1 protein-coding gene is annotated in these 1,128 nt (G+C 68.4%); it reads right to left on the reverse strand.

All coding sequences use genetic code 11. The features are described from left to right. A partial coding sequence (locus LCE31_RS39775) for an IS1380 family transposase (RefSeq protein ID WP_225023172.1) occupies window positions 1–918 on the reverse strand: 918 nt, incomplete at its 3' end. Between the last annotated feature and the right edge of the window lie 210 nt (window positions 919–1,128).

A 1,128-nucleotide genomic window follows, 5' to 3' on the forward strand; every position in this document is an offset into this window, starting at 1 on the left:
CCGCATCCCCTTCGGCCAGCCGTCCAGCAGGCTGCCGGTGAGCTCGGCGACCCAGGCCCCGTCACGGACCTCACCGTTAGTCTCGACGGCCGCTGTCCAGGCCGGGGCGGGGACCTTCAGCACATGTTCGTGGATCACTTCGGTGACCGTCATGCCGACCGAGTAGGACAGCCAGCGTCCTCGCCTGGCGAGCCAGGACACGAAGTCGTGGGTGCCGCCGGCGGAGTCCGTGCGGATCAGCGTCTGCCGTCCTCGCCGGTAGCGCTTGGGCAGTTGGGCCAGGGCGAGCTGGACGGTGCTGATGTGGTCGGCAGCCGTGTTCGAGCCCGCGTTCACCGGCCTGAGCAGGGCCGCGACCGGCTCGCCGGTTCCGCCCGGGCCGTGGTCGACGAAGGCCGTCAAAGGGTGATGGCCGTAGGTCTTCTTCCAGGTCGCGGCCGCGTCCTCTTTCTCGGAGTGCGCGACCACGAGGACGCCGTCGAGATCGACGGTGACCTGAGCGTCGGCGTCCGGGGCCCTCTCACCGGCTAACGACCAGACACGGTCGCGGACTTCGGAGCGTGCGGACCGGATCGCCTGCAGAGCTTTCTCGCCGGAGGCGGCGAGGGTGTCGATCAGGCGGGAGACGGTCGGGTCGGAGGCGACCGGACCGAAAACGGCCGGCTCGGCCCGCAGCATCGCAACGTCCCCGAGGCAGTCCCCGCCCAGTGCGACCGCCAGGGCGACATCCAGGAGGACCTTGCCGGGATCGTGGACGGCCCGCGGCTTGCGCCACGGCGCCAGAGCTGTCGATATGACCTGGTCAAGGCCGGTCTTGCGGACCGTCTCGACCAGCAGGACCGACCCGGCCTGGGAGACGACCTGGCGGCCGTCGTCCTGAACGCGGACACGGGGATAGGAACCGATAGAGTGCTTCACCTGGAAAGTGCCTCCGGCGGTGGCAGGAACAAGGACCTCGACAATCCTCATTCTTGCTGGTCAGAGGCACTTTCTGCTTTCCTGACCGCCTGCCGGACAGCCCGCTTCATGAAAGCGCGAGGCTAGGGTGACCTTAACGACACGAAGAGCGAAGAGCGAAGAGGGGCGGGAACGGGGATGGGGGCACACGATCACGGGTCGGTGGAGCTA

The organism is Streptomyces sp. 8L (genome assembly GCF_020176795.1).
Taxonomy (GTDB): Bacteria; Actinomycetota; Actinomycetes; order Streptomycetales; family Streptomycetaceae; genus Streptomyces.